This window comes from Streptomyces uncialis, assembly GCF_036250755.1.
Lineage (GTDB): Bacteria > Actinomycetota > Actinomycetes > Streptomycetales > Streptomycetaceae > Streptomyces > Streptomyces uncialis.
In genome coordinates, this window is the sequence record NZ_CP109583.1 from 5,777,596 (window position 1) to 5,804,118 (window position 26,523).

Consider the following 26,523-nt stretch of genomic DNA (forward strand, 5'->3'; position numbering starts at 1 on the left):
GGCCGGTTCTTCGGGTCGGTGCCGGTCGGGATTCTCCGTCCTCGATCCGACACGCTCGGTACGACGCCCCCTTACCCGACTGAAGAGCATCGGAGTCTGCGAGCAGAGATTCCCGCCCACCCCCTTTCGCAGCAGCGCGACTCCGCGAGGAGGGTGGTTGAACCCCGGCCCCGCTTGCTGACAGCCCGCAGCCTGATCGACAGCCCCAGGCGGGCGCCCCCAAAGGGGCGCGGGGAACTGCGCGAGCAACCAAGGGCCATCCGCAGCCGAACGGGAACCGGAAGGGGCGCGACCTCAGGGGCGCGGGGAACTGCGCAAAAACGAGGGCGGACCCGCACCCGAAGGGCGACCGAAATAGGGCAGCATCCAGGGGCGCGGGGAACTGCGCACCCCACGAGCGACCTGTGCGGGAGAACAAGTACGCCCAGCACAGGAAACCCGGAAGCGCGAGCGAAGGCGACCTGCGGGGAACTGCGCAAAAACGAGGGCAGACCCGCACCCGAAGGGCGACCGAAAGAGGGCAGCATCCAGGGGCGCGGGGAACTGCGCACCCACGAACGACCCGTGCGGGAACAAGTACGCCCCGCCCAGGGAACCCGGGGGCGCAAGCGAAGGCGACCCGCTCAGGGAGTGAGTTCCTGGAGCATCGCCGCGCGCAGCCGCAACGTACCCAGCAACCGCTGGAACGACTCCGCCCAGTACCCCCCGGCCCCGGGCGCCGCATGCTCGGACTCCACCGGCGTCGCCGTGAGCCCCTCCAGCCGCTCGCCCTCCGCAGGATCAAGGCACCGCTCGGCCAGCCCCATCACCCCGCTGAAGCTCCACGGATAACTCCCCGCGTCCCGCGCGATGTTCAGCGCGTCGACGACGGCCCGCCCCAGCCCCGCCGCCCACGGCACCCCGCACCCCCCGAGCAGCTGGAACGCCTCCGACAGCCCGTGCGCCGCGATGAACCCGGCGACCCAGTCGGCCCGTTCCGCAGGTGGCAGCGCGCCCAGCAGCTTCGCCCGTTCCGCCAGGGACACCGCCCCCGGCCCGCCCGCGTCCGGTGACGCGGGCGCCCCGAGCAGCGCCCGCGACCACTCCGCGTCCCGCTGCCGAACCGCCGCCCGGCACCACGCCGCGTGCAGTTCCCCGCGCCAGTCGTCCACGACCGCGAGCGCGACGGCCTCCCGCGCGTCCGCGACACCGAGGCGCCCCGGCCAGACCCTCAATGGCGCGGCCTCCACCAACTGGCCCAGCCACCAGGACCGTTCGCCCCGGCCCGGCGGAGGATTCGGCGTGACCCCGTCCCGTTCCATCGCCGGGTCGCACTCGTGCGGTGCCTCGACCACGACCGTCGGGACCGGCCGCATCCGGTCCAGCGCCACACAGGCCACCGCGCGTGCCGCCATCCGCCCGGCCAGCGCCGACGACGGCAGGGCCGAGAGGAGTTCGGCGGCGGTGGCCCGGACATTGCGGCTGCGGTCGGCCAGCGCGGCCTCCAGGAACTCCTCGTCGTCCGGCCCCAACCCCGTACGGAACGAGTCAAGGAACATCAGCCGGTCCTCCGCCCGCTCCGTCGGCCAGGTCGCCCCCAGCAGGGCCCGGCCGGCCGCCGGGTCATGGACGCGCACCGCGTCCAGCAACGCCGTCCGCTCCGCGAACAGACCCTCCTGCCAGAGCCGGGCCACCGCCCGCTGATCGTCGGGCGCGGGCAGCGCGCCCCCCGCGCCCGGACCCGCCCGCAGCGCGAACCGCCACTCCGGGTTGAGCCCCGCCAGCCACCGGGCACGGGGTCCCGCGTACACCAGGACGGCCGGACGCAGATCGCTGCGGCCACGGGCCGCGTCCAGCAGGGCGGGGAGTTGCTCCGGCGGCGCCGCGTACCCCCGGGAGTTGGCGGCGGCGAGCCACTGCGGAAGGAGTTCCCGCAGGTCGGGCGTGGTGGCCCGGCGGGATGTCCCGCCGGGTGCCCGTGGCTGCTCCCGGAGCAGCGAGGCCAGCCGGGCCGCCGCGGCGGCCGGGGTGGGGGGCCGGGGGTCCGGCGGCGCGGGCACCGGACGTTCCGGCTCCGGTCCGGGCGTCAGCCCCGCACGGCGCCGCACGGTGTGCCTCGCCGCCATGTCCAGCAGCTCCGACGGACCCTCCCCGCCGGACGGCACGGCCCGCCGCCCCGTACCGAGCAACGCGGCGACGACCAGCTCGTCCCACTCACCACTCATCCCGACCCCGCCTTTCCTTCCAGACCCACCGGACAAAACACCTGCGCGGCCTCGTACCGCCGCATTCCGTCGGGCATGTGGGCGCACGGGGGTACGGAGACGTACCCGCACCAGAGGCGCACCCGCGCCACGGACCGCACCCACGACCGCCCGGCCGCCACACTCACCCGGCCCCGGCCGCCCACGGCGAACCGCCCCGGACACCGAAGAGCCGTACCCGACGCCCCGTCACCGGGCAGGGGGAACCGCCCTCACGGCAACCGGGAGCCGAGGCCCGGGACGGCGGCTACCGACGTTCGCTGCTGCTGCTGCTGCTGCTGCTGCTGCCGCCGCTGTCGCTGCCGCTGTCGCTGTCGCGACCGGGCTCCGTACCCGTACCCGCGTGCCCACCGGCCGGACCCGCCGGGCCTCGGACCAGCCCACCGGACCGAGCTCACCCACCAGCCGAACGGACTCACCGGACCCGGCGAACTCACCGGCCCACCAGGCCCACCGAACTCACCAGCCGAACGGAGACTCCCCGAACCCAACAGCTCCCCGGACCCACCCGCCCGCCGCCGTACTCATACGAGGGGGACGAGTCCGCCCTCCGGGGCCCAGACCGCCAAGGGGCGGAAGCCCTCGAAGCCCAGTTCCCCGAAGACCGTGACGTCCGCGCCGCCGGACACCGAGACCAGCCGCCACAGCCCGGGGGACCGCTGGAACGCCGAGGTCAGCGGCAGCGCGCCGCCCCCGGCCGGGCCGAGCAGCGACCAGCCGGCCCCGGAGCCCGCCGGTCTCACCCCCGAGACCGTCACGGGACAGCTCTCCAGCCAGGGATCGGCCGCCACCGCGCCCCCGTACCCCGCGACCGCCTCCGCGACCCCGACCCCCGCCGGCCGGACCGGGCACGGCCCCGGGTCGAGCGCGGCGCCGGTCAGCTCCACCCGGGACTGCCCCGCCCCCGGGTACCACACCGCCTCCGCGTCCACCGTGGAGCCGGCGGGGAACGACACCTCCGGGGCGCGGCCCGCCGCCCCGTACGAGAGCACCAGGCCCGTCCGCCCGGACTCCGTGCCGTGCACCCAGATACGGCGGGTCGTCAGACCGGCGTCCGGGGTGTCGTACGACGCGAGCACCAGCCAGCGGTCCCGCGAGGGCGGGCCCACGGGCGGCGACGGCAGCCCGACCCGGGTGCGTACCGTCGCGGCGAGGGGTGCCGGGAGGGTGTCCCGGTGGAGCCAGCCCCGCGCCAGCAGATGCAGCAGCGCGCACTCCTCCAGCACCCGTACCGGCCACCCCGGCCCCGACCCGGTGAGCGCCCCCAGCTCCCGGGCCCGCGCGGCCAGCCCCGGCGCCTGCGCGTCGACCATCCGCGCCGCCGTCTCCTCCCACACCGCCCGCCCCTCCCGTTCCACCGCGGCGAGACCGCCGCGCATCAGATCCGCGAGCCGCCGCTCCAGCTCCAGCGCCCCCGCCGTCACCCGCTCGGCGCGCCGCTCCGCCCGGCGCCGCGCCGCCTCCGGATCGGCGGGCGCACCCGCCGGTGCCAAGGCGGCGTCCGCGGGCCGCCCGGCCCGGCCGCCCAGCCACCGCCCCGCCCAGTCCGGCGGCGCCCCCGGCGCCACCGGGCCCTGGGGCAGCGACCACAGCGTGAGCAGGCCGAGCGCGTGCTTGCAGGGCACCTTGCGGCTCACACAGTCACAGCTGTACGCCGGGCCCGCCGGGTCCCGCAGATCCACCACCGTCCGGTACGGAGCGGCGCCGCCGCCCTTGCACAGCCCCCACAACGCGGGACCGGCCGCGGCCGGTGCCCCGTCCGAACAGCCCGTGCCCGACCACGGCCCGGCCGTGCCGAGCTCGGCCGCCGCCTCGCGTGACGCCGCGTCAGGCGCCATTGCCAGCACCCGCTCCGACGTCCAGCGCACCCCCTGCTGAGTCATGCCCCGAAGGTAGGCCCTGCCACTGACAACGCGGTCCGACCTGCGCGAACTCCCGCGCCAGGGCCGATTGTCAGTGGTGTGGTGCACCGTGGACACCGGATCAGAACCGGCCCAGCTGGAGGGGGATCGCTCCATGTCCGCGCCCATCACGCCACTCGTCGAACCCGTCGTTCCCGTCCCGTCCACCGCGCCCGCGGCGTCCGCCGAGGTGCTGCGTCCGCACGCGGAGGAGGCCTTCGCCGGGGAACTCGCCGCGCTGGCCGCGCAGGACGACCGCCCGCGCCCCGAGCGCTGGAGGATGTCGCCGTGGGCCGTGGCGACGTACCTGCTCGGCGGAACCCTCCCCGACGGCACCGTCATCACCCCCAAGTACGTGGGCCCGCGCCGGATCGTCGAGGTCGCCGTCACCACCCTCGCCACCGACCGGGCGCTGCTGCTCCTCGGGGTCCCCGGCACGGCGAAGACCTGGGTGTCCGAGCATCTGGCCGCGGCCGTCAGCGGGGACTCGACGCTGCTCGTGCAGGGCACCGCGGGCACCCCGGAGGAAGCCGTCCGCTACGGCTGGAACTACGCGCGGCTGCTCGCCCACGGCCCCAGCCGCGAGGCGCTCGTCCCCAGCCCCGTGATGCGCGCCATGGCCCAGGGCATGACGGCCCGGGTCGAGGAGCTGACGCGGATGCCGGCCGACGTCCAGGACTCCCTGATCACGATCCTCTCGGAGAAGACACTCCCCGTCCCCGAGCTGGGCGAGGAGACCCAGGCCGTCCGGGGGTTCAACCTCATCGCCACGGCCAACGACCGCGACCGCGGGGTGAACGACCTCTCCAGCGCCCTGCGCCGCCGCTTCAACACCGTCGTGCTGCCGCTGCCGGAGAGCGCCGACGCCGAGGTCGGGATCGTCGCGCGCCGGGTCGGCCAGCTCGGCCGCTCGCTCGACCTGCCCGCCGCGCCCGGCGGGATCGAGGAGATCCGCCGGGTCGTCACGGTCTTCCGGGAGCTGCGCGGCGGTGTCACCGCCGACGGCCGTACGAAGGTGAAGTCCCCGAGCGGCACGCTGTCGACCGCCGAGGCGATCTCCGTCGTCACCCAGGGCCTCGCCCTCGCCGCCCACTTCGGGGACGGGGTGCTGCGGCCCGCCGACATCGCCGCGGGCCTCCTCGGCGCCGTCGTCCGCGACCCGGCCGCCGACGGGGTCGTCTGGCAGGAGTACCTGGAGACCGTGGTCCGCGAGCGGGACGGCTGGCAGGACCTCTACCGCGCCTGCCGTGAGGTGGCCGCGTGACCCAGCGGCCCCCGGGACCCCCGGCGCCCGGCCCGGGGCCGTTGCTCCTGGGCGTCAGGCACCACGGTCCGGGCTCCGCCCGGGGGGTGGCGGCGGCGCTCGCTGCGGCCCGCCCGGCCGCCGTGCTCATCGAGGGCCCGCCCGAGGCCGACGCGCTGCTGGCGCTCGCCGCCGATCCGGCGATGCGCCCGCCGGTGGCGCTGCTGGCCCATGTGACGGACGAGCCGGGCCGCTCCGCGTTCTGGCCGCTCGCCGACTTCTCACCGGAGTGGGTCGCCCTGCGCTGGGCCCTGCGGCACGGCGTACCCGTGCGGTTCATCGACCTCCCGGCCGCCCACTCGCTGGCCCGGCCCGTCCCGGCGGAGCCCGAGCACCCGCGCGCGGACACCGAAGGGGACGTACCGGTGCGCACGGATCCGCTGGCGGTGCTCGCGCGGACCGCCGGGTACGACGACGCGGAACGCTGGTGGGAGGACGTCGTCGAGCACCGCCGCGCGGCGGACGCCGACCCGTACGCCCCGTTCGAGGCGCTGGCGGAGGCCATGACGGCCCTGCGGGAGACCGAGGACGAGGCCGCCGGGAGGGAAGGGGACGGGGAGGAGGAGCGGGACCTGACCCGTGAGGCGTACATGCGGTTGGCGGTCCGGGCCGCGCGGCGCGAGTTCGGGGACGGCGTGGCCGTGGTCTGCGGCGCCTGGCACGTACCCGCGTTGCGGCGGCGGGTCACGGTGGCCGCCGACCGTGCCCGGCTGAAGGGCCTGCCGAAGGCCAGGGTGGAGATCACCTGGGTGCCGTGGACGAACCGGCGGCTGGCCCGCGCGGGCGGCTACGGCGCGGGCATCGAGTCCCCCGGCTGGTACGGGCATCTGTTCCGGGCCGCCGACCGCCCCGTCGAGCGCTGGCTGACGAAGGTCGCCGGGCTGCTGCGCGAGGACGGCAGGCTCGTGTCGCCCGCGCATGTCATCGAGGCGGTCCGGCTCGCGGACACCCTCGCCGCGCTGCGCGGCCGTCCGCTGCCCGGCCTCACCGAGACGCAGGACGCGGTCCGCGCGGTGATGTGCGACGGCTCGGAGGTGCCGCTCGCCCTGATACGGGACCGCCTCGTGGTCGGGGACGCGCTGGGCGAGGTACCGGACACGGCCCCCGCCGTGCCGTTGCAGCGGGACCTCACGCGGCTCCAGCGCGGACTGCGGCTCAAGCCGGAGGCGGCGGAGCGGGAGCGGGAGTTCGATCTGCGCAAGGACACCGACAGCGCGCGCAGCGGACTGCTGCACCGGCTGCGGCTGCTCGGCGTGGACTGGGGCGAGCCGTCGCCCGGCCGGATGGGCACGGGCACCTTCCGGGAGAAGTGGACCCTGCGATGGGACCCGGAGCTGTCGGTACGCGTCGCGGAGGCGGGCGTCTGGGGCACCACCGTGCTCGGCGCGGCCACGGCCAAGGCGTCGGCGGACGCCGTGTCGGCGCGGTCGCTCGCGGAGGTCACCGCGCTGGCCGAGCGGTGTCTGCTCGCCGGTCTCGCGGACGCGCTGCCGGTCGTGATGCGCGTCCTCGCGGACCGGGCCGCCCTCGGCACGGACGTCGGACAGCTCGCCCAGGCACTCCCCGCCCTGGTGCGCTCGGTGCGCTACGGCGACGTACGGGGCACGGACACCGCGGCTCTCACGGAGGTCGCGGCGGGTCTCGCGGCGCGGGTCTTCGTGGGCCTGCCGCCCGCGTGCGGCTCGCTGGACGACGAGGCGGCGGCCGTGATGCGCGGCCGTCTGGACGCGGTGCACGGCGCGGTGGGACTGCTCGCCGAGACCCTGGAGACCTCAGCCGAGGGGCGCGGGAAGGACCTGCGGGCCCGCTGGTACGGGGTACTCGGCACCCTCGCCGCGCGGGACACCGTCCCCGGCGGCATCCAGGGGCGGGCCGCGCGGATCCTGCTGGACGACGGGGAACTGCCCGAGGAGCGGGCCGCCCTGCTGATGGGCCTCGCCCTGTCGCCCGGCACCGGGCCCCGCGAGGCGGCGGCCTGGATCGACGGCTTCGTCGGCGGCGGCTCCGGCGGCGGGATGCTCCTCGTCCATGACGAGCGACTGCTGGCACTGGTCGACGGCTGGCTCCGGACGGTGCCGCCCGACGCGTTCACAGATGTGCTGCCGCTGCTGCGGCGCACGTTCTCGGTGTTCGACCCCGGGGTCCGGCGCACCCTCGGCGAACTCGTCGGCAGACCCGGCTCCCCGGGCTCCGCGCCCGGCAGGACCGGCACCCCGCCGACCGGCTTCGGCCCCGGAGCGGACCCGGTCCGCGCGGACGCCGCCCTCCCGGTCCTGGCCCTGCTGCTGGGCGCCCCGGCCCCCGCGACCGGCACCCCCCGACCCGAGGAGGCCCCCGTATGACCCCGCGAGCGACAACCCCGACCGCCCCGGCGGACGACGAGCGGCTGCGGCGCTGGCGGCTGGTCCTCGGCGGCGACGCGGCCGACGGCACGGGCCGGGCCCTGACCGGACGGGACGCCGCGATCGACGCGGCCCTCGGCGCGCTGTACGGGCGCCCCGACGGCGATGGACGCGACCGGTCCGGCGGGCTCGGGGCGTCCGCGCCGTCCGTGGCGCGCTGGCTCGGTGACATCCGGACGTACTTCCCGTCCTCGGTGGTCCAGGTGATGCAGCGGGACGCCATCGACCGGCTCGGGCTGTCCGCGCTGCTCCTCGAACCGGAGATGCTCCAGGCCGTCGAGGCGGACATCCATCTGGTGGGCACCCTGCTGTCGCTGAACGAGGCCATGCCCGAGGCCACCCGGGAGACGGCCCGCGCGGTGGTGCGCAAGGTCGTGGACGACCTGGAGCGGCGGCTCGCGTCCCGGACCCGGGCCGTGATCGGCGGCGCCCTGGACCGGAGCGCCCGGGTGCGGCGGCCCCGCCACCAGGACATCGACTGGAACCGCACCATCGCCGCGAACCTCAAGAACTATCTGCCCGAGCACCGCACCGTCGTGCCGGAGCGGCTCGTCGGGTACGGGCGGGGGGCCCGGGCCGCCGGGAAGGACGTGATCCTCTGCGTCGACCAGTCGGGGTCCATGGCGGCGTCCGTGGTGTACGCCTCGGTGTTCGGGGCGGTGCTGGCGTCGATGCGGGCGGTGTCCACCCGGCTCGTCGTCTTCGACACGGCCGTGGTCGACCTGACCGACGCGCTCGACGATCCGGTGGACGTGCTGTTCGGCACGAAGCTGGGCGGGGGGACGGACATCAACCGGGCCCTCGCGTACTGCCGGGGGCGGATCACCCGGCCGGCCGACACGGTCCTCGTACTGATCTCGGATCTGTACGAGGGGGGCATCCGGGACGGGATGCTGAAGCAGGTCGCGGCGATGCGGGGCGCCGGGGTGCAGGTCGTGGTGCTGCTGGCGCTGTCGGACGAGGGGACGCCCGCGTACGACCGTGAGCACGCGGCGGCACTGGCTGCGCTGGGCGTCCCCGCGTTCGCGTGCACCCCCGACCTCTTCCCCGAGGTCATGGCCGCAGCAATAGAACGCCGCCCCGTCCCCACCCCACCCCCCGCCTGACCGGCGCCTGGGTTCCCCCCGGGGTTCCCCACCTGGCCGTACTCGTCCCTGTACGGGTACGGCCGTGGGTGCGCAGTTCCCCGCAGGTCGCCTTCGCTCACGCCCCCGGGGTTCCCCACCTGGCCGTACTTGTCCCCGTGCGGGCCGTTCGTGGGTGCGCAGTTCCCCGCGCCCCTGGATGCTGCCCCTTCGGGCTTGTTCGTCGGGTGCGGGTGCGCCCTCGTCTTTTGCGCAGTTCCCCGCGCCCCTTCGGGGGCGCCCCCTGCGGTTCCTGTTCGGGTGCGGGCCGGTCCTCGTCTTCGCGCAGTTCCCCGCGCCCCTGAGGTCGCGCCCCTTCCGGTTCCCGTTCGGCTGCGGATAGCCCTTGGTTGCTCGCGCAGTTCACCGCGCCCCTGGATGCTGCCCCCTTGCGGTCGCCCTTCGGGTGCGGGGGCTTTGCTTGCGGAAGCCCCCTCCTCGCGCAGTCGCTCGGCTGCGGGAGGGGGTGGGCGGGAATCTCTGCTCGCAGACTCCGATGCTCTTCAGTAGCTCCGCTGGACGTCGTACCGAGCGTGTCGGATCGAGGACGGAGAATCCCGACCGGCACCGACCCGAAGAACCGACCGAACGCGCCCCAAAGGGGCGCGGGGAACTGCGCGAACCCACCGAGCGACGGCACAGGAACGGAGTACGTCCCGCCGGACAGACCTACGAAGCGCAAGCGAAGGCGACCCGTACCCACCGGGCCGACGGCACGGGACCAGGCCGGGACCAGGGCGGGACCAGGCCGGGACCAGGGCGGGACCAGGCCCGGAACCCCGTGGGCCCGACCGAGGCAGGACCGCCCACGGCCCCCGGGCCCGACGAGCTGTGAGAGTTATCACCGCCCCCACAACCACCCGGATTTAGGGTCCCCCGCCCGGCGGGGATAACCTGCGAGACGGACATGCCGCGTGCCCGGCCACCGTGCGCGCCTCCCTAGTGACAGCGGAGTCACGTTGCCCGTCGCGGCACGCCCACGCAGACAACGAACCGCGAGATCACGATAGGGACGGACGCGCGTGGACCTGTTCGAGTACCAGGCGAGGGACCTCTTCGCCAAGCACGGTGTACCGGTGCTGGCCGGTGAAGTCATCGACACGCCTGAAGCGGCCCGCGCGGCAACGGAGCGTATGGGCGGCAAGTCGGTCGTCAAGGCGCAGGTGAAGGTCGGCGGCCGGGGCAAGGCGGGCGGCGTCAAGCTCGCCGCCACCCCGGACGAGGCCGTCGCCCGCGCGACGGACATCCTCGGGATGGACATCAAGGGCCACACGGTCAACAAGGTGATGATCGCCGAGACCGCGCCCGAGATCGACGAGGAGTACTACGTCTCGTACCTCCTCGACCGCACCAACCGCACCTTCCTCGCGATGGCGTCGGTCCAGGGCGGTATGGACATCGAGGAGGTCGCGGAGAAGACCCCCGAGGCCCTCGCGAAGGTGCCCGTCGACGCCAACCAGGGGGTCACCCTGGAGAAGGCCCGCGAGATCGTCGCCCAGGCGAAGTTCCCGGAGGCCGTCGCCGAGCAGGTCGCCGAGATCCTGGTGACGCTGTGGGACACCTTCAAGGCCGAGGACGCGCTCCTGGTCGAGGTCAACCCGCTGGCCAAGGTCGCCGACGGCCGGGTCATCGCCCTCGACGGCAAGGTCTCCCTCGACGCGAACGCCGAGTTCCGCCAGCCGGAGCACGCCGCGCTGGAGGACAAGGCCGCGGCGGACCCGCTGGAGGCCGCGGCCAAGGCGAAGAACCTCAACTACGTCAAGCTGAACGGCGAGGTCGGCATCATCGGCAACGGCGCGGGGCTCGTCATGAGCACCCTCGACGTCGTCGCGTACGCCGGTGAGAACCACGGGGGCGTCAAGCCCGCGAACTTCCTCGACATCGGCGGCGGTGCCTCCGCCCAGGTCATGGCCAACGGCCTGGAGATCATCCTGGGCGACCCGGACGTCAGGTCCGTCTTCGTCAACGTCTTCGGTGGCATCACCGCGTGCGACGAGGTCGCCAACGGCATCGTGCAGGCCCTTCAGCTCCTGAAGGACAAGGGCGAAGAGGTCACCAAGCCGCTGGTGGTGCGCCTCGACGGCAACAACGCGGAGCTGGGTCGCAAGATCCTGTCGGACGCGAACCACCCGCTCGTGCAGCGCGTGGACACCATGGACGGCGCGGCCGACAAGGCCGCCCAGCTCGCGGCTGCGAAGTAAGGGACGAGGTCACAGACACACCATGGCTATCTTCCTCACCAAGGACAGCAAGGTCATCGTCCAGGGCATGACCGGTGCCACGGGCATGAAGCACACCCGCCTCATGCTCGGCGACGGCACCAACGTCGTCGGCGGGGTGAACCCGCGCAAGGCGGGCACCACGGTCGACTTCGACGGCACCGAGATCCCGGTCTTCGGCTCCGTCCAGGACGCCATCGACAAGACCGGCGCCGACGTCACCGTCATCTTCGTCCCGGAGAAGTTCACCAAGGACGCGGTGGTCGAGGCGATCGACGCCGGGATCCCGCTCGCCGTGGTGATCACCGAGGGCATCGCCGTGCACGACTCGGCGGCGTTCTGGGCCTACGCGGTCGAGAAGGGCAACAAGACCCGGATCATCGGCCCGAACTGCCCCGGCATCATCACCCCGGGCCAGTCGAACGTCGGCATCATCCCCGGTGACATCACCAAGCCGGGCCGGATCGGCCTGGTCTCGAAGTCCGGCACGCTGACGTACCAGATGATGTACGAGCTGCGTGACATCGGCTTCACGACCGCCGTCGGCATCGGTGGCGACCCGATCATCGGGACCACGCACATCGACGCCCTGGCCGCGTTCCAGGACGACCCCGACACCGAGCTGATCGTGATGATCGGCGAGATCGGCGGCGACGCCGAGGAGCGTGCGGCGGACTTCATCAAGGCGAACGTCACGAAGCCGGTCGTCGGCTACGTGGCCGGGTTCACCGCCCCCGAGGGCAAGACGATGGGCCACGCCGGCGCCATCGTCTCCGGCTCCTCCGGGACGGCCCAGGCCAAGAAGGAGGCCCTGGAGGCCGCCGGGGTCAAGGTCGGCAAGACGCCGACCGAGACGGCCACCCTCGCGCGGGAGCTGCTCAAGTAGTCCCCACGCGTCAGCGAACGGCCGGTGGGCCCGCACCCGATCAGGGTGCGGGCCCACCGGCCGTTCGCGCTCCGTCCGGCGCCGGGTCAGCGCAGCTCCGGGTGCGTCCGGTGCGGGCCGGTCCGCGGTGCCTCGCGCAGCAGGTCGCGCAGCGCGAGCCGCTCGTCGGTGAGCGGCCCCGGGCCCATCCGCGGGGGCACGCCCCGTACGGTCTCCGGCGGTGCCTCGGGCGGCTCGTACGCCGTGGGCGCCGTGCGCAGGGTCAGCGCCGTCGCGCCCAGGATCAGGACCGTGAAGGCGATGGCCGTCCGGGTCCAGAACCGGGTCCGCCGCTCGCAGCCGGAGCGGACCTCCGCCACCCGGGGCGGTTGCAGCTTCTCGCCGCGCGCCAGCCGGTCGAGCCCCTGGTGCAGCGCGTCCGGGTCGGCCAGCACCGGGAGCCGCTCGGCCACCGACCGCCGGGCGCGCAGCAGCCGGTACGCCGCCGCCGGGGTGCTCGCCTCCGTCTCCGCCGCGGTCTCCGGCAGATCGAGGCCCACCCCGTCGTACAGCAGCAGGGTGCGCCGGTGCATGGGCGGCAGACTCATCAGGGTGTCCAGCAGCGCGTGGTCCTCGGGACTCGCCGGGGGCGGGTCGGGCCGGCGCAGTGCGGGCCGGAAGCGGTGCCAGGGCGCCATCGCGTACTCGTACGCGGCGGCCCGGACCCAGCCGGCCGGGTCCCGGTCGACCGCGACCTCCGGCCATCGCTGCCATGCCTGGTGGAAGGCCCGTTCCACGGACTCCTGGGCGAGGGTGCGTCTGCCGGTGAGCAGATACGTCTGCCGGACGAGCGCGGGGGCGCTGTGGCCGTACAGCCGGTCGAACGCCTGGTCGGCGCTCAGCCCGGCGGCGCGTTCCGCGGTGAGGAGGGAACCGTCCGCCGCGTGGCGGCGGCCGAACGGGTTCAGGAGGGCGGCGGGCTGCGCGATGGCGTTCAAAGGGGACGTGCCTCCGGGCGGTGGTGCGTGATTGTGGCGGACCTGACCGGCGAGCGGGGGCTTGGTGGAGCGCTGGGCGGACGCCTTGGGCCCGCGGGCGGGGCGCCCGGCGCCGGGGCGGTGACGGGGCGGGGGACCGGCGCTGTCGCCCCGGGCCGGTCCGGGAGGGCCGGGTGCGGGACGGTCCGGCGCGGCCCCGGGCGGCTCGGGTGCGCCGGATGCCTCGGCGGGCGGTGCCGGCTCCCTCGCGATCGCCACGAGGAACGCCGCGTACGCGTCCCGTTTGCGCCCGCGCGGGTCGGTGCGGCCCGTCTCCCACGAACGGACCGTCTCCCGGGTGACGCCCACCCGCGCGGCCACGTCCTCCTGGCTCAGCGACCGCGCCTCCCGCAGCCGCCGGCGCTCCTTCGGGGGCGGCAGGGGGACGGGCTTCCGGCTCACCGCGGACGCCCCGTGCGACGGAACACCGAACGCGGACAGCCGCCCTCCCACCGAGCAGAAAAGTACATAAGCATATTTTGGGCGACACATCCGGTTATCGCCTGTTACGCGGCGAAAGCGCGTGTCGTTGGGAGCATGGCGGGCGTGAACCGGATCATCCCCCGCGCGTCCGCCCCCGCCGTTCCGCCGCCGTCCCCGCGCAACCCATGGCCGCTCGCCCGGGTACGGGAGCGCACGACGGCCCTCGTCACCTCCCTGCTGGGCGGGGCGACGGCCGCCGGACTGGGCATCGGAGCCTGCGCGGTCCTGGTCATGGGCCTGTGGATCAGCTCGCCCTACCCCGACAGCGGACCGGACGGGGCGCTGCGCACCGCCGCCGCGCTGTGGCTGCTCGCCCACGGCGCCGACCTCGTACGCACCGACGGACTGACGGGCGCGGCCGTACCGGTCGGTGTCACCCCGCTGCTGCTGGTCGCGCTGCCCTGCTGGCTGGTCCACCGGGCCGCGCGGGACGCGGTCGGCCCCGGCCCCGGCGCGGTCCCCCTCGCCTGGTCCGGCGTGGTCACCGGCTACCTCGGCATCGTCGCCGGGACCGTCCTGTACGCCGCCGGGGGTGAGCCCCGCCCCTCGGCGGTGTCCGTCGCCGTGCACGTCCCGCCGCTGGTGGCGCTCGCCGCGGCGGTCGGCGTATGGGCCGCGTACGGGCGCCCCCGGCCCTCCTGGCCCCCGGCCCGGCCGTCCTGGGCCCGCCGGGTCGCGCCCCTGCGCGACCGTCCCCGGGACGCGGCCGTACGGGACCGGCTCCGGGTGGCCGTACGGGCCGCCGGGGTCGGCGCGCTGGTCCTCGTGGGCGGTGGGGCGCTGGCCGTCGCGGGCTCCCTGCTGTGGCACGGCGCCGCCGTCCAGGAGTCGTTCCCGCAGCTCACCGGGGGCTGGTCCGGACGGCTCACCGTCCTGCTGCTGTCCCTGGCCCTCGTGCCGAACGCGGCGGTGTGGGGTGCCGCGTACGCCCTCGGCCCCGGCTTCCTGCTGGGCGCCGCCCACCCCGTCACCCCCTTCGTGCCGGGGTACGAGGGTCCCTTGCCGTCGTTCCCGCTGCTCGCGGCGGTGCCCGGTGCCGGGGGCGGCTGGGAGTGGGTGTCCTGGGCGACCCTCGTGGTTCCCGTCGGGGCGGGGGTCGCGGTGGCGTGGTTCGTGGTCCGGGGGGACGGGGAGGTGGTGCCCGGGCGGGGGCGGGCGGCGCTGCGGGCGCTGGAGGCGGCGGTGTGGGCCGGGGGGATGGTGGCGGGGCTCGCGGTGGTGGCCGGGGGGCCGCTCGGTGTCGGGGGGCTGGCCCGTTTCGGTCCCGTCTGGTGGCAGACGGGGGCGGCGGCGGTGGCCTGGACGGCGGTCGTCGCGGTGCCGCTTGCGGCGGCCCTGGCGGGTCGCCTTCGCTCGCGCTTCTGAGGTCTGTCCGGCTGGACGCGCTTGTCCCTGTGCGGGTCGTCCGTGGGTGCGCGGTCCCTCGCGCCCCTGGGTTTCTTGTGCTGGGCGCGATTGTTCCTGTGCCGTCGCTCGTCGTTTTCGCGCAGTTCCCCGCGCCCCTTTGGGGCGCGTCCGGTCGGTTCTTCGGGTCGGTGCCGGTCGGGATTCTCCGTCCTCGATCCGACACGCTCGGTACGACGTACGTGTGGTCCTACTGAAGAGCATCGGAGTCTGCGAGCAGAGATTCCCGCCCACCCCCTCCCGCAGCCGTGCGACTGCGCGAGGAGGGTGCTTCGAACCCCGCCCCCGGTTTGCTGAGAGCCCGCAGCCGGACGACAGCCCCAGCCGGACGCCCCCAAAGGGCCGCGGGGAACCCCAGGGACGCGGGGAACTGCGCGAGCAACCACGGGCTACCCGCAGCCGAACGGGAACCGCAAGGGGCGCGACCCCAGGGGCGCGAGGAACTGCGCAAAACCACCGAGCACCCCAGCTGGATCAAGTGGGCCAGGCACAGGAAACCTAGGGGCGCGGGGAACTGCGCACCCACGGACGACCCGTACGGGAACAAGTACGCCCTGCCGGACAGACCTCAAAAGCGCGAGCAAAGGCGACCTGCACAGGGAACCCCCGAACCCCCCGGCAACGGGAAGGCCCCCGTCGGTCCCGGGAGGGGACGGACGGGGGCCTGGGGCGTTGGGTGGACGGAACTACTCGTCGACGCCGAGGAGGGGGCGGAGGTCCTTCGGGAGGAGGTCCTCGCAGGACTTCTCCGCCGGAACGGTCAACGCGTCCCGCGCGCACACGTAGTAGTCCTGGTACACCAGCTGCGCGGTGAAGGTCGCCGCGACGATCGCGAGCGCGAGCCCACCCGTCACGATCCCGCTGATCGCCGCGGTGGTCTGGGGCCGCTTCCCACCGGAACCGGAAGCGGAGCCGGAGCCGGCGGCCGCAGCGGGCGACTTGCCCGCATCGGAAGCGGAAGCGGAACCGGGGCCGAAGACGGAGGCGGTGGCGGGAGCCGTGCGGCCCCCCGCCTCCGCGTCGCCGGAGCCCCGCGCAGGGACGCCCCGCACGGCGGAGATCCCCCAGTAGACGGCGAGCGCCCCCAGCAGCAGCGCCACATAGGGCCAGCTGAACAGGGCGAAGAAGAAGGCCCACATACCCGTGAGCAACGCGTACCGCGCACGCCGCTGCCCGGGGTCCGCGGGGTCCCACCGCATCCCGGACGGCGGCCCGTCCTGCCCGCCGCCCTGCTGCCCGGGCCGCTCCCCGAAGCGTCCGCCCGACCTGCCGGGCTGCTGGTCGCTCCACTGGTTGCCCCACGGGCCCTGGTCGTCCTTGCCGGAGCCGTCACCGGACCCCTCGGGAGGCCGGGGCCGCCACGGCTTGTCCGGGCTGCCCTCGGGCGGCGGAGCGAACGGGTTGTCCTGGTCGGACCCGGAACCGGACCCGTTACCGCTCGGGCCGGACGGCTCCGTACCCCCGGAGGAGTCCCCACCGTGCGGCGCGGATGCCCCCTTCGGGTCGGTCTGGCCGCGGTCCCGCAGCAGGACGGTGCTCCGCGGGGACCCGGGCGCGGCGGGCCACGGATGCTGCGGCAGGAGTCGGAGGCTCGGTTCCGGCATCAGATGTGCGACTTCCCCTCGGTGGATCACGATTCCGTGCAGCTCGGTGAACGTGCTGGACACGGTGGGCACGGCCGACCCGGACGGATCGCCGCCGATCACGGTGGATCTCAGTGATGGTACGGGCCACACGTACATACGCGACCGTACGGCCCCTGTCATCAGGACACACCACGCCGCTGACCCGGCAACGAACGGCATCCGGCCGGTGTTCCGCCCCGGCGGCACCGATCCCGCCGCCCGCGCTCCCGCACCCGCCGTGACCCCCGTGTCGCGCACCGTTCCCGCCGCAGGCCCGCGCCGTCCCCCGGCACGGGGACATGACCGCCGTACGCGCGTCACGCGCCGTCCCCGCCCCAGGGACCACGGAACCACGGCCGTCCCCGCCGCGGGCACCGCACCCGTCCCCCGCCGCCGGGCCCGCCCGGACGCCGCCGTCCGCCCCCGACCCGTCCCCTGGGCCCCGCCCACATGGCGGTATCGTTGCTGGCGGTCGGCCGCTTCGTAGAGTTCCCCGTATCCGGGGACGCCAGGCTTTCGTGCGAACGTACGAAGACGCGGGCGACGGGCGGTCCACCCCCCGGCTCACACCGCGCCGCACCATCGAACGCCCCCGCGAGAAAGGGCCCACACCGTGGCCGCCAAGCGCCTCGTCGTGCTGGTCTCCGGATCAGGAACGAATCTCCAGGCCCTCATCGACGCCATCGGTTCCGCCGGACCGGAGGCGTACGGCGCGGAGATCGTCGCCGTCGGCGCCGACCGGACCGGGATCGCCGGACTGGACCGCGCCGCCCGCGCCGGGCTGCCCACCTTCGTCTGCCAGGTGCGGGACCACGACTCGCGCGCGCAGTGGGACAAGGCGCTCGCCGAGGCCACCGCCGCGTACGAGCCCGACCTGGTGGTCTCGGCCGGGTTCATGAGGATCGTGGGCAAGGAGTTCCTCGCCCGCTTCGGCGGGCGGACCGTCAACACGCATCCCGCCCTGCTGCCGAGCTTCCCCGGGGCCCACGGCGTCCGTGACGCGCTCGCGTACGGCGCCAAGGTCACCGGCTGCACCGTCCACTTCGTCGACGACGGCGTCGACACCGGACCCGTCATCGCCCAGGGCGCGGTCGAGATCCGGGACGAGGACGACGAAGACGCTCTCCACGAGCGCATCAAGGAAGTCGAGCGCGAACTGCTCGTCAAGGTCGTCTCGCGGCTGGCCCGCGACGGCTTCTCGATCGAGGGACGAAAGGTAGTTATCCCGTGACCGCCGAAGGTACGCAGACCCCCGAGGGGGCGCAGGTGGCCATCCGCCGGGCGCTGATCAGCGTCTACGACAAGACCGGCCTGGAGGACCTCGCGCGCGGGCTGCACGGGACGGGCGTCGAACTGGTCTCCACCGGTTCCACCGCCGCCCGGATCGCCGCCGCCGGGGTCCCCGTCACCCGGGTCGAGGACCTGACGGGCTTCCCCGAGTGCCTGGACGGCCGCGTCAAGACACTGCACCCGAAGGTGCACGCCGGCATCCTCGCCGACCTGCGCCTCGACACCCACCGCGCGCAGCTCGCCGAGCTGGGCGTCGAGCCGTTCCAGCTCGTCGTCGTCAACCTCTACCCGTTCCGGGAGACCGTCGCCTCCGGCGCGAGCCCCGACGAGTGCGTCGAGCAGATCGACATCGGCGGGCCCTCCATGGTCCGCGCCGCCGCCAAGAACCACCCCTCCGTCGCGGTCGTCACCAGCCCCGCCCGCTACGCAGACGTGCTCGCGGCCGTACGCGGCGGCGGCTTCGACCTGACGGCCCGCAAGCGGCTGGCCGCCGAGGCGTTCCAGCACACCGCCGCCTACGACGTGGCCGTCGCGTCCTGGTTCGCGAGCGAGTACGCGCCCGTCGACGACACCGCGTTCCCCGACTTCTTCGGCGCCACCTTCGAGCGCCGCAGCACCCTGCGCTACGGCGAGAACCCGCACCAGGGCGCCGCCCTCTACGCCGACGGCACGGGCGGCCTCGCGGACGCCGAGCAGCTGCACGGCAAGGAGATGTCGTACAACAACTACACGGACACCGACGCCGCGCGCCGGGCCGCGTACGACCACGACGAGCCCTGTGTGGCGATCATCAAGCACGCCAACCCGTGCGGGATCGCGATCGGCGGCACCGTCGCGGAGGCGCACCGCAAGGCCCACGCCTGTGACCCGCTGTCCGCGTTCGGCGGGGTCATCGCCGTCAACCGGCCGGTGACGGAGGAGATGGCCAAGCAGGTCGCCGAGGTCTTCACCGAGGTCATCGTCGCCCCCGAGTACGAGGACGGGGCGCTGGACGTCCTGACCCGCAAGAAGAACATCCGGGTGCTGCGCGCCCACCAGGCGCCGGCCGCGCCCGTCGAGGTCAAGCAGATCGACGGCGGCCGGCTCCTCCAGGTCGCGGACCGGCTCCAGGCCGACGGCGACGACCCCGCGAGCTGGACCCTCGCCACGGGCGACGCGCTCTCCCCGGGCGAGCTGGCCGAGCTGGCGTTCGCGTGGCGGGCCTGCCGCGCCGTCAAGTCGAACGCGATCCTGCTGGCCCGCGACGGGGCCTCCGTCGGCGTCGGCATGGGCCAGGTCAACCGCGTCGACTCCGCGAAGCTCGCCGTCGAGCGGGCGGGCGCCGAGCGCGCGCGGGGGGCGTACGCGGCCTCCGACGCGTTCTTCCCCTTCCCGGACGGGCTGGAGATCCTTACCGCGGCCGGGGTCAAGGCCGTGGTCCAGCCGGGCGGTTCCGTCCGCGACGAGCAGGTCGTGGAGGCCGCGCGCAAGGCCGGGGTCACCATGTACTTCACGGGCACCCGCCACTTCTTCCACTGACCGCATCCGGTGACCGCACCCGGTCACCGGACACGGCGAAGGGCCGCGCATCCCCTGCGGGAGGCGCGGCCCTTCGCCGTGCGGAGCGGCGTCGCGGTCAGTACCGGGGACGGTTGAACCAGGCGGACGCCTGGCTGTTCACCATCGACGCGAGGATGATGCCCGCGATCACCAGGGAGACGATCCCGGCGAAGGTGCCGGAGCCGCCCTGGCCGCCGAGGGTGTTGAAGAGTCCGCCGAGGATCATCAGGGACGCGTACACGATGGTCGTGATGCGGATGCCCGAGCCGCCCTTGGAGAACTTGACGCCCAGGAAGATGGACAGGGCGCCCAGCGCGAGGAACAGGGCGGCGAGCACGAAGCCGAGGCCCGCGAGGACATCGGTCTCCTCACCGGCTCCGACACCGTTCGACACGTCCTGCGCGGCACCGACGGCTATCCCGAAGATCAGACCGGCGAGGATCTGGAAGCCGGACAGGACGAACAGCAGCACCCGGGAGGTCTTCATCAGACCGGGCATCTCCATCGGCATCGCCATGCCGCCCGGGTACGCGCCGGGGTAGACGGGCGGGGCCTGCGGGTAGCCGTAACCGGGCTGGCCCGGCTGCTGCTGGGGCTGCTGCGGCTGTCCGGCCTGGGGGTAGCCGTAACCGGGCTGGTCGGGCTGGCCGGGCTGCTGGGGCTGCTGGGGCTGCGGGGGCTGGCCGTATCCGGACTGCCCGTAGGGATTGTTCGGGTCGCCGAAGCTCATGGCGGTTACTTCCTCCGTCGGTGGTGCTGGGGACGACGCGGCGTTGCACGGAGGAAGGAGTTCTTTACAGATGCGGCCGTACCCCCCGACACTGCCCGCGGCACTGTGCGCCCATGCTTCTTTAGCTGTGGCTTATTTGTCCAGCCCGGAGCCCCGCACTGTTGTGCAAGTGCAACACCGGTCACCAAGGTGTGACAGAGAGCTCGCCGGGGCGTCCGCCGGGTGGCGGGGCAGCGGATTGGAACCCGGCCCGTGCCATCCGCGAAGATGAACCCATGACCGCCCAAATTCTCGATGGCAAGGCCACCGCAGCAGCGATCAAGTCCGAACTGGCCGTCCGCGTGGCGGCCCTCAGGGAGCGGGGCGTCACGCCCGGACTGGGCACGGTCCTGGTCGGTGACGACCCGGGCAGCCAGAAGTACGTTGCCGGAAAGCATCGCGACTGCGCACAGGTCGGGATCGCCTCCCTCCAGCGCGAACTGCCCGCCACCGCCACCCAGGAGGAGATCGAGGCGGTCGTCCGCGAGCTCAACGACGACCCGGCGTGCACCGGCTACATCGTCCAGCTCCCGCTGCCGCGCGGGATCGACGAGAACCGCGTCCTGGAGCTCATGGACCCCGACAAGGACGCGGACGGCCTCCACCCGACGAACCTGGGCCGACTCGTCCTCAACGAACCCGCGCCGCTGCCCTGCACCCCGTACGGCATCGTCCGGCTGCTGCGCGCGCACGGTGTGGAGATCAACGGTGCCGAGGTCGTCGTCGTGGGCCGCGGGGTCACCATCGGCCGCCCGATGCCGCTGCTGCTGACCCGCCGCTCCGAGAACGCCACCGTGACCCAGTGCCACACCGGCACCCGCGACCTCGCCGCGCATCTGCGGCGGGCCGACATCGTCGTGGCGGCGGCGGGTGTGCCGCATCTGATCAAGCCGGAGGACGTGAAGCCGGGCGCCGCGGTCCTGGACGTCGGTGTCTCGCGCGACGAGCACGGCAAGATCGTGGGCGATGTCCACCCCGGTGTCGCCGAGGTCGCGGGCTGGCTGTCGCCGAACCCGGGCGGCGTCGGTCCGATGACCCGCGCCCAGCTCCTGGCCAATGTCGTCGAGGCGGCGGAACGGAACACGAACGGTGCCGGCTGACACCCCCGCCTCCGCCCCCGGCCCGGCTCCCGGCGCCGGTCCCGGCCCCGAGCCGGACGAGAACCCGGCAGCCCCTGAGGCCCCGGCCCCTGAGGTCACGGACCCGGGCACGGGTGCCGACGAGGAAGCCGCCCCCGGTACGGGCACCGATACGGGCACGAGTACGGGTACCGGTACGCGCGCGGACGGCGACTCCGACGACACCGGGGCCGACGGGACCGCAGGGAACACCGACGCCACAGGGACCGCCGAGGCCACAGGCGACACCGAGCCCTCCGGCGAATCAGGGACTCCCGGGACCACCGGAACCCCCGGGGTCACCGAGGGGCCGCCGGTCGCGAAGGTCCGCAACCGCCGGTTCTCCCTCACCCGGGACACCGCGCGGCCCGAGGGCGGCGGCCGGGCGGCCCCGGGCGACGCCCCGGCCCCGGCCCGTCAGTGGCCGATGCTCACCGTGCTCGGCATGGTCGGCGTGGGACTGCTGCTCACCGGGCTCGATGTGTTCCGGGTCGGCACGGTCCTCATCGGGCTCGGGCTGCTGACCGGCGGGCTGCTGCGCTGGGCGCTGCCGTCCGTGGGGATGCTGGCCGTCCGTTCCCGTTTCACGGACATGATCACGTACGGGGTGCTCGGTGGCGCGATCGTGCTGCTGGCGCTGATGACCCAGCCGGACCCGGTGCTGGTGGTGCCGTTCCTGGAGGACACGCTCCACTTCACGATCCAGTAGCCGTCCGGCCCCAGCAGCCGTCCCGTCCCGGTGGCCCACCGGGACCCGACGGGCGGTCACCGGTACGGACGGCCACGGACGGTCACCGGAGTCCGTCGGGGGAGCGCGCGGGCGAGCCCTGACGGGGACTTCCGGACGGCTGGAACGGGCCAGGGGTGGACCGGGCTGTCCTCAACGAGGCGGGGTCGAGTATCTTGATGACGAGATACATAGCCGACCGAGCGACGAGTCCGGACCACCTGCGCGGCGCACAGCGCGCAGCGGACCTCGCCGACCAGCCGAAGCGCGAGAGGGACGTTCCACCTCATGGCCAAGATCAAGGTAGCCAACCCCGTCGTCGAGCTCGACGGCGACGAGATGACCCGCATCATCTGGCAGTTCATCAAGGACAAGCTGATCCTGCCGTACCTCGATGTCGAGCTGAAGTACTTCGACCTGGGCATCGAGCACCGTGACGCCACGGACGACCAGGTCACGGTCGACGCCGCGAACGCCATCAAGGAGTACGGCGTCGGCGTCAAGTGCGCCACGATCACGCCGGACGAGGCGCGGGTCGAGGAGTTCGGCCTGAAGAAGATGTACCGCTCGCCGAACGGCACCATCCGCAACATCCTCGGCGGCGTGATCTTCCGTGAGCCGATCATCATGGAGAACGTGCCCCGGCTGGTCCCGGGCTGGACGAAGCCGGTCGTCGTCGGCCGTCACGCCTTCGGTGACCAGTACCGCGCGACGGACTTCAAGGTCCCCGGCCCCGGCAAGCTCACCATCACCTTCCAGCCCGCGGACGGCTCCGAGCCGATCGAGCGCGAGGTCTACGACTTCCCGGGTTCCGGTGTCGCGCTGTCCATGTACAACCTGGACGACTCGATCCGTGACTTCGCCCGCGCGTCCTTCCGCTACGGCCTGGCCCGGAACTTCCCGGTCTACATGTCGACGAAGAACACGATCCTGAAGGCCTACGACGGCCGCTTCAAGGACCTGTTCCAGGAGATCTTCGACGCGGAGTTCAAGGAGCAGTTCGAGAAGGCCGGGCTCACCTACGAGCACCGCCTGATCGACGACATGGTCGCCGCGGCCCTGAAGTGGGAGGGCGGCTACGTCTGGGCGTGCAAGAACTACGACGGCGACGTCCAGTCCGACATCGTCGCGCAGGGCTTCGGCTCGCTCGGCCTGATGACCTCCGTCCTCATGTCCCCCGACGGCCGGACCGTCGAGGCCGAGGCCGCGCACGGCACGGTGACCCGTCACTACCGCCAGCACCAGCAGGGCAAGGCGACCTCCACCAACCCCATCGCGTCGATCTTCGCGTGGACCCGTGGCCTCGCCCACCGCGGCAAGCTGGACAACACCCCCGAGGTCACCAAGTTCGCGGAGACCCTGGAGCAGGTCTGCATCGAGACCGTCGAGGGCGGTCAGATGACGAAGGACCTGGCGCTGCTGATCTCCAAGGACAGCCCGTGGCTGACCACCGAGCAGTTCCTGGAGGCGCTCGACGCCAACCTCCAGAAGAAGATGGCGTCCGCCTGATCCGGCGCCGGCTTCCGGCCGGGCGGTCCGCCGTCCGGCCACCTGCGGGCCCCGACGCCCGCACCGTGGCCCGCACGCTCCCCGTGAGCGTGCGGGCCACCGCCGTGTCCGGGCGCTTGCGGTGACGGGACGGCCGTCCGCGGCGTGGGACAGCCGTCCGGCGGGGGCGCCCGGCGTACGCGGACGGTCCCCGCGGGCGTACCCCGGCGCGGTACGGTGACCGCCGGTAGGCCACGATGTGGCCTTCCGATGCTTACAGGTGGGTCCAGGTGTGTCCCTGGGGTGTCCGCCGCGTACGGTGCGTCACCGGGACGGTGCCGGGGTGTCCCGGCCCGGTATCAGAACCCGGGGTTCCGTATCGCGGACGCCCCGGGCGGTGGGACACTGGCGCGCAGGCGGCGGACTTCCCGCGCGCAAGGCGCGCGGCGAAGGAAGTCCGAACGCTTCCGTGCGCCCCCTGGGCGGGAACTGGCATCCCGGCTCCGGGCATCCCTGTGGGTACCAGAACGGGATGAGGCACGGGGTCACGCACAGGGACGTACACGTACGTTCGGGGGATAGGGGGACGCAATGCCTCGTTGGAAGGAACTCCCGGAGGAACTGGACCCACAGGTCAAGGAGTTCACCGGACAGCTCCGCAGGCTGGTCGACCGCAGTGGGCTGGGTATCGCCGCGCTGTCGGACCGCACGGGCTACAGCAAGACGTCCTGGGAGCGGTACCTGAACGGCCGGCTGCTCGCGCCGAAGGGCGCGATCGTGGCACTGGCCGAGGTCACCGGCACCAACCCGGTCCATCTGACGACGATGTGGGAGCTGGCGGAACGCGCCTGGAGCCGTTCCGAGATGCGCCACGACATGACGATGGAGGCCATCCGGATCTCCCAGGCGCGGGCCGCGCTCGGGGAGACCGGCGGCACGCCCACGCGGGAGCGCGGCGGCCGGGCCCACAAGGCGCCCGGGGGCCGTCCCGCGGGTGCCGACGCCCCCGCCGGACGGCCGGGCCGTCCCGGCGCGCGGGGCGGCGCGCACGCGGCGCCGGGCGCCCGGCGCCCGGACGGCGCTCCGCGCCCCGGCCCGGACCCGGCCCGTTCCGACGCCTCCGGCAACGACGTCACCTTCGAGAGCGTGCGCTACCAGGGGCACTTCGGCGGAGCCGTGCCGAACGGTCCGGGGACCCGTCCCGGAGCCCGTCCCGGTTCCCACCCGGCCGCCGCCAACGGCGCGATACCTCCCGGGGGACACCGGTCCACGGGGCGCGGTGGCGCGCCCCAGGGCCCCGCCGGGTCCGGGTCCGGCACCAAGCGGCGGACCACGATGTTCCTCGCCGGGGTCGTCGGCACGCTCGCCGTGATCGCGGTGGCCGTCTGGGCGACGGGTCTCGGCGGCGGTGACGGCGGGGCCCAGGCGAAGCCGTCCCCGTCCGCGAAGCCCAGCAAGCCGGTGCTGCCCGCCGGGGTCGAGTGCAGCGGCAAGGACTGCACCGGTCAGGACCCGGAGACCATGGGGTGCGGCGGCGAACTGGCCCGTACGACCACGACCGCCCGGGTCGGTACGGCCACCGTCGAGGTCCGCTACAGCAAGACGTGCGGGGCCGCGTGGGCGCGGATCACGCAGGCCGCGGGCGGGGACCGGATCGACATCGCGGCCCCCGGCGCGGCCAAGCAGGCCAGTACGGTCGAGGCCACGGCGGACACGGACGCGTATACGCCGATGGTGGCGGTCGGGGCGGCGGGCGACGCGAAGGCGTGTGCGACGGTCCGGGCCACGGCCCGCAAATCCTGCACGGAGTAGCTGTCCAGCTCGGCCCGAGGTTCCCCCCTGTGCGGGTCGCCTTTGCTTGCGCTTGTGAGGTCTGTCCGGGTGGGCGCACTTGTTCCCGCACAGGTCGTTCGTGGGGTGCGCAGTTCCCCGCGCCCCTTTGGGGCGCGTCCGGCTTGTTCTTCGGGTCGGTGCCGGTCGGGATTCTCCGTCCTCGATCCGACACGCTCGGTAACACGTCCAGTGGTCCGACTGAAGAGCATCGGAGTCTGCGAGCAGAGATTCCCGCCCACCCCCTCACGTGAGTCCTGCGACTGCGCGAGGAGGGTGCTTGAACCCCGGCCCCGCTTCCTGACAGCCCGCAGTCTGATCGCCAGCCCCAGTTGGGCGCCCCCAAAGGGGCGCGGGGAACTGCGCAAAAACGAGGACGGCCCCGCACCCGAGGAACAACCGCAAGGGGGCAGCACCCAGGGGCGCGAGGAACTGCGCACCCCCGAAGTACCCGCACAGGAAGTACGTCCAGGTGTGGAACCCCAGGGGCGCGGGGAACTGCGCGAAGACGAGGGCGGACCCGCACCCGAGGAACAACCGCAAGGGGGCAGCACCCAGGGGCGCGAGGAACTGCGCACCCCCGAAGTACCCGCACAGGAAGTACGTCCAGGTGTGGAACCCCAGGGGCGCGGGGAACTGCGCGAAGACGAGGGCGGACCCGCACCCGAGGAACAACCGCAAGGGGGCAGCACCCAGGGGCGCGAGGAACTGCGCACCCCCGAAGTACCCGCACAGGTACAGGTACGCCCAGGTATGGAACCCCAGGGGCGCGGGGAACTGCGCAAAAACAAGGACAGCCCGCACCCGAGGAACAACCGCAATAGGGCAGCACCCAGGGGCGCGAGGAACTGCGCACCCACGGAGCGACGGCACGGGGACAAGTACGCCAGGCACAAGTAACCCAGGGGCGCGGGGAACTGCGCACCCCACGAGCGACGGCACAGGAACAAATGCGCCCAGCACAGGGGACCTAGGAAGCGCGAGCGAAGGCGACCCGTTTTCAGCCGAATCCAAGCCGAAGGCACCCGCACGGACACCCGGCCAGGGACGCCGCGAACCCGCCCCGAACCCCACGGGACCCCGGGCGGCATCCCCGGGAAATTCCCCCGCATGGAACCCCCGGACGGGGGCAAGCGGAGAAGTACCCCCACGGGAG

17 protein-coding genes are annotated in these 26,523 nt (G+C 73.8%); 12 read left to right on the forward strand and 5 right to left on the reverse strand.

Translation table 11 applies throughout. The annotated features are described in order from the left end of the window. Positions 1–623: 623 nt before the first annotated feature. Positions 624–2,204, reverse strand: a complete 1,581-nt coding sequence (locus OG711_RS24155; protein WP_329560372.1) for a DUF5691 domain-containing protein — start codon at positions 2,202–2,204, stop codon at positions 624–626. Positions 2,205–2,767: 563 nt separating this feature from the next. Further along, the gene (locus OG711_RS24160; protein ID WP_329560374.1) at positions 2,768–4,126 is read right to left on the reverse strand and encodes an SWIM zinc finger family protein; all 1,359 of its coding nucleotides are present in this window, start codon (positions 4,124–4,126) and stop codon (positions 2,768–2,770) included. Between the two features lie 145 nt (positions 4,127–4,271). On the opposite strand from OG711_RS24160, the gene OG711_RS24165 reads away from it, so the two are divergent. From OG711_RS24165 to sucD, 5 genes are all read left to right on the forward strand, one after another. Continuing rightward, entirely contained in the window at positions 4,272–5,408 is a 1,137-nt protein-coding gene (locus OG711_RS24165) for an ATP-binding protein (protein ID WP_073793069.1), read from the forward strand. Beyond that, on the forward strand, positions 5,405–7,789 hold the full coding sequence (locus OG711_RS24170) for a DUF5682 family protein (RefSeq protein WP_329560376.1): 2,385 nt from the start codon (positions 5,405–5,407) through the stop codon (positions 7,787–7,789). Before OG711_RS24165 ends, OG711_RS24170 begins: the two co-directional genes overlap by 4 nt. Continuing rightward, positions 7,786–8,955: a VWA domain-containing protein gene (locus tag OG711_RS24175; RefSeq protein ID WP_073792800.1), complete on the forward strand. Its 1,170-nt coding sequence runs from the start codon at positions 7,786–7,788 to the stop codon at positions 8,953–8,955. The genes OG711_RS24170 and OG711_RS24175 overlap by 4 nt, the downstream gene beginning before the upstream one ends. A 1,040-nt stretch (positions 8,956–9,995) precedes the next feature. Continuing rightward, a complete protein-coding gene (gene sucC / locus OG711_RS24180) occupies positions 9,996–11,174 on the forward strand; it encodes an ADP-forming succinate--CoA ligase subunit beta (protein ID WP_073792799.1) in 1,179 nt (392 codons plus the stop codon). A 22-nt stretch (positions 11,175–11,196) separates the two neighbouring features. Next, complete coding sequence (gene sucD / locus OG711_RS24185) at positions 11,197–12,078, forward strand: succinate--CoA ligase subunit alpha (protein WP_073792798.1); 882 nt, start codon at positions 11,197–11,199, stop codon at positions 12,076–12,078. 86 nt (positions 12,079–12,164) lie between these two features. On the opposite strand, the gene OG711_RS24190 is transcribed toward sucD, so the two are convergent. Continuing rightward, a complete protein-coding gene (locus OG711_RS24190; RefSeq protein WP_329560379.1) occupies positions 12,165–13,496 on the reverse strand; it encodes a helix-turn-helix domain-containing protein in 1,332 nt (443 codons plus the stop codon). Positions 13,497–13,640: 144 nt separating this feature from the next. On the opposite strand from OG711_RS24190, the gene OG711_RS24195 reads away from it, so the two are divergent. Beyond that, on the forward strand, positions 13,641–14,942 hold the full coding sequence (locus OG711_RS24195) for a cell division protein PerM (RefSeq protein ID WP_329560381.1): 1,302 nt from the start codon (positions 13,641–13,643) through the stop codon (positions 14,940–14,942). Positions 14,943–15,667: 725 nt separating this feature from the next. Here the strand turns inward: OG711_RS24195 and OG711_RS24200 are convergent. Next, positions 15,668–16,585: a hypothetical protein gene (locus OG711_RS24200; RefSeq protein WP_329563994.1), complete on the reverse strand. Its 918-nt coding sequence runs from the start codon at positions 16,583–16,585 to the stop codon at positions 15,668–15,670. A gap of 634 nt (positions 16,586–17,219) precedes the next feature. Between OG711_RS24200 and purN the strand changes: the two genes are divergently transcribed. Together purN and purH are read left to right on the forward strand one after the other, a co-directional pair. Beyond that, positions 17,220–17,837, forward strand: a complete 618-nt coding sequence (gene purN / locus OG711_RS24205) for a phosphoribosylglycinamide formyltransferase (protein ID WP_073792796.1) — start codon at positions 17,220–17,222, stop codon at positions 17,835–17,837. Beyond that, entirely contained in the window at positions 17,834–19,414 is a 1,581-nt protein-coding gene (gene purH, locus OG711_RS24210) for a bifunctional phosphoribosylaminoimidazolecarboxamide formyltransferase/IMP cyclohydrolase (protein WP_329560384.1), read from the forward strand. The genes purN and purH overlap by 4 nt, the downstream gene beginning before the upstream one ends. Before the next feature lie 97 nt (positions 19,415–19,511). Here the strand turns inward: purH and OG711_RS24215 are convergent, their stop codons facing one another. After that, positions 19,512–20,165: a hypothetical protein gene (locus tag OG711_RS24215; RefSeq protein ID WP_329560386.1), complete on the reverse strand. Its 654-nt coding sequence runs from the start codon at positions 20,163–20,165 to the stop codon at positions 19,512–19,514. A gap of 275 nt (positions 20,166–20,440) precedes the next feature. Between OG711_RS24215 and OG711_RS24220 the strand changes: the two genes are divergently transcribed. From OG711_RS24220 to OG711_RS24235, 4 genes are all read left to right on the forward strand, one after another. Beyond that, positions 20,441–21,304, forward strand: coding sequence for a bifunctional methylenetetrahydrofolate dehydrogenase/methenyltetrahydrofolate cyclohydrolase (locus OG711_RS24220; RefSeq protein ID WP_073792793.1), 864 nt, complete (start codon positions 20,441–20,443; stop codon positions 21,302–21,304). Then, complete coding sequence (locus OG711_RS24225; RefSeq protein WP_329560389.1) at positions 21,294–22,031, forward strand: DUF3017 domain-containing protein; 738 nt, start codon at positions 21,294–21,296, stop codon at positions 22,029–22,031. The genes OG711_RS24220 and OG711_RS24225 overlap by 11 nt, the downstream gene beginning before the upstream one ends. A 306-nt stretch (positions 22,032–22,337) precedes the next feature. Next, entirely contained in the window at positions 22,338–23,558 is a 1,221-nt protein-coding gene (locus tag OG711_RS24230; protein ID WP_073792792.1) for an NADP-dependent isocitrate dehydrogenase, read from the forward strand. Between the two features lie 570 nt (positions 23,559–24,128). After that, a complete protein-coding gene (locus tag OG711_RS24235) occupies positions 24,129–25,349 on the forward strand; it encodes an XRE family transcriptional regulator (protein ID WP_329560391.1) in 1,221 nt (406 codons plus the stop codon). Positions 25,350–26,523: the final 1,174 nt, after the last annotated feature.